At 65.9% G+C, this 6,805-nt stretch carries 6 protein-coding genes; 5 read left to right on the forward strand and 1 reads right to left on the reverse strand.

Annotated elements, in window-relative coordinates:
- The first annotated feature begins 107 nt into the window (after positions 1-107).
- Positions 108-3,149 carry a TonB-dependent receptor domain-containing protein gene (locus ACE3O8_RS12190; protein WP_374390115.1) on the forward strand — a complete coding sequence of 1,014 codons (3,042 nt, stop codon included), beginning with the start codon at positions 108-110 and terminating at the stop codon, positions 3,147-3,149.
- A gap of 195 nt (positions 3,150-3,344) precedes the next feature.
- Here ACE3O8_RS12190 and ACE3O8_RS12195 read toward each other — a convergent pair whose 3' ends face one another.
- Positions 3,345-4,367, reverse strand: a complete 1,023-nt coding sequence (locus ACE3O8_RS12195) for a hypothetical protein (protein WP_374390117.1) — start codon at positions 4,365-4,367, stop codon at positions 3,345-3,347.
- A gap of 109 nt (positions 4,368-4,476) precedes the next feature.
- On the opposite strand from ACE3O8_RS12195, the gene ACE3O8_RS12200 reads away from it, so the two are divergent.
- The 4 genes from ACE3O8_RS12200 to ACE3O8_RS12215 all read left to right on the forward strand — a co-directional run.
- Positions 4,477-5,769, forward strand: a complete 1,293-nt coding sequence (locus ACE3O8_RS12200; protein ID WP_374390119.1) for an aspartyl/asparaginyl beta-hydroxylase domain-containing protein — start codon at positions 4,477-4,479, stop codon at positions 5,767-5,769.
- Positions 5,770-5,820: 51 nt separating this feature from the next.
- Positions 5,821-6,117: a hypothetical protein gene (locus tag ACE3O8_RS12205; protein WP_374390121.1), complete on the forward strand. Its 297-nt coding sequence runs from the start codon at positions 5,821-5,823 to the stop codon at positions 6,115-6,117.
- Between the two features lie 45 nt (positions 6,118-6,162).
- A complete protein-coding gene (locus tag ACE3O8_RS12210) occupies positions 6,163-6,447 on the forward strand; it encodes a hypothetical protein (RefSeq protein ID WP_374390122.1) in 285 nt (94 codons plus the stop codon).
- Between the two features lie 124 nt (positions 6,448-6,571).
- Positions 6,572-6,805: hypothetical protein (locus tag ACE3O8_RS12215; protein WP_374390124.1), on the forward strand; the 234-nt coding region annotated here is incomplete at its 3' end.

Raw genomic sequence — 6,805 nt, forward strand, 5'->3', positions numbered from 1 at the left:
CCAGCGCGCGCGGACTGTTCGGGACAAGCAAAGGCGTCATCCAGGTGGAGGGATATCCGGTTCCGGCCGGACCATCTGGAAGCGCATCAAAGGAAGGACTGACACACGTGACCCAAACACTCTGGCACAAGCGCGCCACCCTGAAGGGCTCGGTCGCCACCGCCGCCGTCAGCATCGCCATGCTTGCGGGCCCCGCGGCCTTTGCGCAGTCCGCTGCCGCCGCCGCTGAAGCTGAAGCCGAAACCATCGTGGTGACCGGCTCGCTCATCAAGAACCCGAACCTCGAGCGCGCCACGCCCGTCACGGTGACGTCGGCCGACGAAATCGATCTGAAGCAGATCTCCAACGCCGAGCAAGTCCTGCGCGACATCCCCGGCATCGTGCCGTCGATCGGTTCCGCCGTGAACAACGGCAACGGCGGTGCGTCGTTCGTCAACCTGCGCGGCCTCGGTTCCAACCGGAACATCGTTCTGCTTGACGGCCAGCGCCTGGTGCCGGCCGAACTGAACGGCCGTTTCGACCTTAACAACGTTCCGCTGGCCCTCGTCGAGCGTGTCGACGTGCTGACCGGTGGTGCGTCCACCACCTACGGCGCCGACGCCGTTTCGGGCGTCGTGAACTTCATCACCCGCCGCGACTTCACCGGCGTGGAAGTGTCGGGCGGCTATGGCATCACCGAAAAGGGTGACGGCCAGACGCTGCGCCTCGACATGGTGATGGGCGCCGGCTTCGACGATGGCCGCGGTAACGTGACCCTCGCCGTCGGCTATCAGGAATCCGACCAGGTGCTGCAGGACGACCGCGACTTCTCGCGCTGGTCCTATGACAGCTTCATCGGCTCGGCCGGTGGTTCGGGCACGTCCAACCCCTCGCGCTGGTCTGGCGTGAACCCGACGGGTTCGGACAGCATCACGGGTGGCGCGAACGTGCAGGGCGGTCAGCGCCAGGTGACGGCCGACGGCACCGGATTCAACACCAGCACGGCGTTCAACGCGTTCAACTTCAACCCGTACAACGTGTTCCAGACGCCGTTCAAGCGCTTCAACATCTACGCGAACGGCCGCTATGAAGTGAACGAGAACCTGGAGTTCTACACCCGGGCGATCTTCTCGAAGAACAAGGTGCAGACGATCATCGCCCCGTCGGGCGCGTTCGGCCTGACCGTGGACGTTCCGCTGAACAACCCGTTCCTGTCTGCGACTCAGCGCAACGCCTTCTGTAACTTCGACACCACGCCCGGTGCCGGCTACACGCCGCGCTTCACGGCGGCCGAGTGCGCCGCTGCGGCGAACCCGAACCTGCGTCCTGGCGATGCGGACTATCGCAGCGTGACCGCGGTGGTTTCGCGCCGGAACGTGGAAGGCGGTCCGCGGATCTCCACCTACGACACCACCTTCTTCGACTATCAGGCGGGTCTGCGCGGCGCGATCACCAGCACGATCGACTATGACGTGTCGGCGAGCTACGGCGAATCCGAGAACTCGGCTGCGGCTGACGGCTACTGGCTGAACTCCCGCGTTCGTCAGTCGATGCTGTCGAACGGCAACGGCTGCTTCGATACGTCGAACGGCTGCGTTCCGCTGAACCTGTTCGGCGCCACCGGTTCCATCACGCCGGGCATGAACGACTTCCTGGGCGAATCGTCGGTCACGACGAACGAGTTCAGCCTGACGCAAGTCAAGGGCAGCATCTCCGGCGACTTCGGCGTGGGCATCCCCTTCGCTTCGGACGCGGTGGCCTTCGCCCTCGGCGCCGAATGGCGGGACTATTCGGCCCAGCAGAAGTCGGATCTGCTGTCGCAATCGGGTGACCTGGGTGGCGCCGGCGGCGCGGCCCCGAACATCTCGGGCGGCTTCAATGTCTATGAACTCTACGGCGAAATCATCGCGCCGCTGGTTCAGGACAAGCCCTTCGTCGAGGAACTCACCCTCGAAGGCGGCGTCCGCTACTCCAAGTACACGGTCGACGCGCCGACGAACCCGAGCTTCGACACCTGGACCTGGAAGATCGGCGGCAGCTGGTCGCCGGGTGGTGGCCTGAAGTTCCGCGGTGCCTATGCCCATGCCGTCCGCGCCCCGAACATCGCCGAGCTCTTCTCGCCGGTGAACACGGGCCTGACCAACCTGGGCGACGATCCCTGCGCCAACCTGAACGACCAGGGCGGTTCGCTGGGTCGTCCGGTTCCGACGGGTGAACTGCTGGCCATCTGCCTTGCGCAGGGCGCGCCCGCCAACTCCATCGGCTCCATCTCGGTGCCGACGGCCGGTCAGGCGAACGCAACCTTCGGCGGCAACGTCAACCTGAAGCCGGAAACGTCCAACTCCTGGACGCTGGGTGCGGTGTTTGTGCCCGAGTTCGCCCCGGGCTTGAGCCTGACGGTCGACTACTACAACATCGTCGTCACCGACGCTGTGTCGTCGCCGACCCCGAACGACGCGATCGAAGCCTGCTTCGGTGCGAACCCGCTGAGCCCGCCGGCCGGCGCGTCCACCACCGACGCCTGCACGATCATCCGCCGTTCGAACATCACCGGTACGCTTTCGGGCGACTCGGCTGAAGTTCCGGGCCTGTTCCTCGCGACCTCGAACCTGGGCCGCCTGGAAACGGACGGCGTGGACTTCACGCTGAACTATGGCACCGACTTCGGCGCCGTGGGCTGGAAGCTGGCGATCACCGGCAACTGGACGGGCAAGTCGATCTTCCAGGCTTCGCCGACCTCCACGCCGATCGATTGCGTGGGCAAGTTCGGCACCAGCTGCGGCTCGATCCAGCCGGATTGGTCCTGGTCGGTTCGGAACACCTTCTCGATCAGCGACTTCGACATCTCGCTGCTGTGGCGGCACCTGTCGAGCGTGACCTATGAAGATGCCCCGAACGCCTTCTCCGGCACGCTGGTTGGCGGCAACCTGAATGGTCAGGAAGGCGACTTCAACAGCATCCCGGCGTACAACATCTTCGACCTGTCGGCGCGGTTCCAGGCGAGCGAGACCTTCTCGTTCACCTTCGCGATCTCCAACCTCTTCGACAAGCAGCCGAAGGTGGTCGGGAACTCGATCGGTTCGACCTCGTTCAACAGCGGCAACGTCTATCCGTCGACCTACGACGCGCTGGGCCGTCGCTTCAACGTGGGCGCCCGCATCCGCTTCTAAGCGGACCGGATGTTCCGGGTTGTTGACCGGAAACAGAGGGGGCGGGCCGAAAGGCCCGCCCCTTTCTGCATGGGGATGCGACCGGAGGTGCGGGCGCGTGATGGGCGCATGGATGTGCCGGAGCCCGGCGGGGCCTGGCGGGAAGGTTCCAGAGACCGGCGGGCCTCGCGGGAAGGGGCCGGGGGCGCAGATTGCTCAGGGCAGCAGGCGGCCCGGAAGCTCTGTCTGGATGCTGTGGGTGCGGGCGAGTTCCTTCGCCCAGAGGTGGACCTTTTCCACCTCGTCGGCGTGGGCCAACAGCCCGGCCGCCTTGTCGGCGGCGCGATCTGAAGCGGAGAAATTGCTGCCTGTCTTGCTGTTGCGCGTGAAGGCGGGGCCGGAGACGATGGCCTCGATGGCGGCCTGATCGAGGTTCAGGGCAAAATGGGCTGCGAGGGCGGCCAATGTTTCGGCCGGACGCGCCATCAAATCCTCGCTGTTCAGCGTGCGGATGCGGCCGCCGAAGCGGACCGCGAGGTCATGAAACTGGCGCTGCTGGCCCATCCAGCACAGGGCGGCCACCTGGATATCGGTGAGTTTCAGCAGATCCTGTCCTTCGATTCCGAACTGGAGCAGGCCTTCCCGACCGAGTTTCAGGAACAGATCCCGCACCCAGAGCCGGCCCCACAGGCCCTTGCGGGCAATCGACGCGAGAAAATCCTCGAGCGGGGCGTGGAGCAGAAGGGCGTTGCTGCCGGGGTGTAGGCCCAGCATGGCAGGCGCGAGCGCGTTCACCAGGTTTGAGGGCTTCAGGACGATGGCTTCGCCGGGCGACCAGGGCCGTGCGAGCAGGTTAAGGCCCTGATCGAGGACCATTGCGACCTTCGCGCCCTCCACCGGCCCGCGATGCCGCCAGCCGACGATATCGTTCAGGAGGACGGGTTCGCTGAGGCCCATGGCGACGCCTTCGCGATCCAGCGCACGGACGAGCAGGGTGGAACAGCAGAAGGCGGAGTGGAAGATGAAGTGGTGCGACGCCGGCCCTGCGGCCTCGGCCATCGCGGCTTCGCGCCCGAGAGCGACGGGTTCGCCGGCGGGGGCCAGATATTCGTCTGTGAGGAAGGGGACTTCGCGGTGCCGTTGGCGCGGCACGTGCAGGAACTGGACCCTGTCTCCCACGGTGTCATAGCGGTGGGCGAGCCATTCGGCCTGGCGGAGGATCTGGGCGGGTTCGGCCATGGCCGATGCTGATGGCATGGTGCGGCGCATGGGCGCAATCCGACTTCTTGTGCGGGCGTTCCGCGGGGCCTAGGGATCGGCTGCTTCTTGGCGGCAGGATTTGGCGCACATGGCTTCGGCACGGGATCTGGAACAGCTTTTGCGCGGCGCGGCCGCCGCGCGGCAGGCCGGGCAGGGGGCGCAGGAACTGGCGCTGCTGGACGAAGCGATGCGGATCGATGGATCGCATCCGGTGGTGATGAACGCGCGGGGGCTGCGCGCGCTGGCGGATGGTGATTTCGAGCTGGCGGAGCGGCTGTTCGATGCCGCGCTGAAGGCGGATCCGGGGCAGCAGCCGCTGATGATGAACCTGGCGTCTGCGCGGCGTGGGCGGGGGGACCGGGCCGGCGAACTGGCGGCGCTGGAAGCGGTGATCGCGGTGGACCAGCGGCACCTGATGGCGCAGATGCGGCTGGCGGACTGGCACCGGGCAGACGGGAATTTTCCGCGCGCGGCCGAGCATTGGCGCAATGTGCTTTCGATGGCGGCGGGGATCGCGGACATGCCGCCGGCCCTGCAGGCGCGGATCGAAGAGGGCCGCCGGTTCGTGGCCGAGCAGCATGCGGATTTCGCAGCACGGCTGGACGGTGGGTTGGCGCAGGCGGTTGCGGCCGCCGACGAAACGAGCCGCCGGCGCATGGGCGCCTGTGTTGATGCCATGCTGGGGCGGCGGCGGATCTTCACCAATGAATGTTCGGGCGTGCATTACCCTTTCCTGCCTGCGGACGAGTTCTTCGAACGGCGGCATTTTCCCTGGATGCCGGCGCTTGAGGCGCGGACGGACGCGATCCGCGCCGAGTTCCGGGCGCTGGCGGCGGGTAGGTCTGAGGTGATCCGGCCCTATGTGCGGCAGGAGAAGGGGACGCCGGAGAACAAGTGGAGCGCGCTGGACAACCGGCTGGACTGGGGCGCCTGCTTCCTGTGGGAATATGGCGAGCCGAATGCGCCCGTGCTGGAGGCCTGCCCCGAAACGGCGAAGGCGCTGGCGGCGCTGCCGCGCAACCATATCCCCGGCCGGGGGCCGAGCGCCTTCTTCTCTTTGTTGAAGCCGCGCACGCGGATTCCGCCGCATACCGGCGTGACCAACACGCGGGCGATCATCCATCTGCCGCTGATCGTGCCGCAGGGCTGCGGATTCCGGGTGGGCGGGGAGACGCGGCAATGGACGGAGGGCGAGGCCTTCGCGTTCGACGATACGATCGAACATGAGGCCTGGAACGACAGCGACGAGCTGCGCGTGGTGCTGATCTTTGATGTGTGGAACCCGCATCTGAGTGACGCGGAACAGGATCTGCTGGTGGACATGTTCGCCGCGGCCGATGCTTCGGGGCATGATCCGGCTGGATTGTCGCGCGGAGGCTGATAGACATTGCGACGGCCCCATGTTGACGGGGCTTGTTGTGTGGAGATGCCGGTGCGTGCCCTGATCCTGTTGTCCGTTTTGCCGATGTTCGTGCTGCCCGCAATTCCCGCTGACGCCCAGGAAGCCGGGCAGGTCGTCGATAACGGTCAGCTGGATCCCAAGCACCCCGACTTCGTCCGCTGCCGAAAGATGCCGGTGCCCGGCTCCACCTTTCAGAAGAAGCGCGTCTGCAAAGCCAATCGCGACTGGCAGAAGGATATGGAGGAGGCGCGCGGGCAGGCCGACGACATGGCGGCGCAGGCGCGCAACAGCCGCAAGGATTGCTATGGCGGCGGCGTCTATTGCTGATATGCTGACCATCGTCTGGGCGAATGCCCATGAACGGAGATCGACATGAGCCTGTTTGCCCTGATTTTCTCCGGCGCGATCCTGATGATGCCGGCTGCCGATGCTGCGGAACGGCCATACGATCCGACGAAGATCTCCCCGGATGACCCTGATTATATGCGCTGCCGCAAGATTCCGGTCACCGGATCGCTGGTGAAGAAGGAGCGGCTCTGCAAGACGAACGCCGAATGGGCGGAGTATATCGAACGCTCCCGCAAGGAAGCGGATGATTTCGTCGGCCGGCACCGGACCGGGCAGGATTGCCGGGCGCCCGGCACGGGCACCTGCTGATCGACGGCAGGGCTTGCGCCGAATCGCCGGGCAAGCGAAACTGTGTTCGCGTGTGCAGCATGAAGCGGTTGATCGCCGGCCGGTCGGCAATGGTTCATGCGCGCGAATTGCATTGGAGGATTGAATGCAGAAACTCTTGATCGCCGCTGCAGCCCTGACGGCGGCTGCGCTTGTGCCGGCGGCGCCGCTGCTGGCGGCGCCAACGGCGGACGCCGGCGCGGAAAAGCTGGACCCCAAGGATCCGAATTATGTGCGCTGCCGCAAGATCCAGGTGACCGGATCGCTGGTGAAAAAGGAGCGGATCTGCAAGACGAACGCCGAATGGGCGCGCGCCAATGAGGATGCGCAGAAGAATGCG

It is taken from the genome of Sandaracinobacter sp., assembly GCF_041909755.1.
Taxonomy (GTDB): Bacteria; Pseudomonadota; Alphaproteobacteria; order Sphingomonadales; family Sphingomonadaceae; genus Sandaracinobacteroides.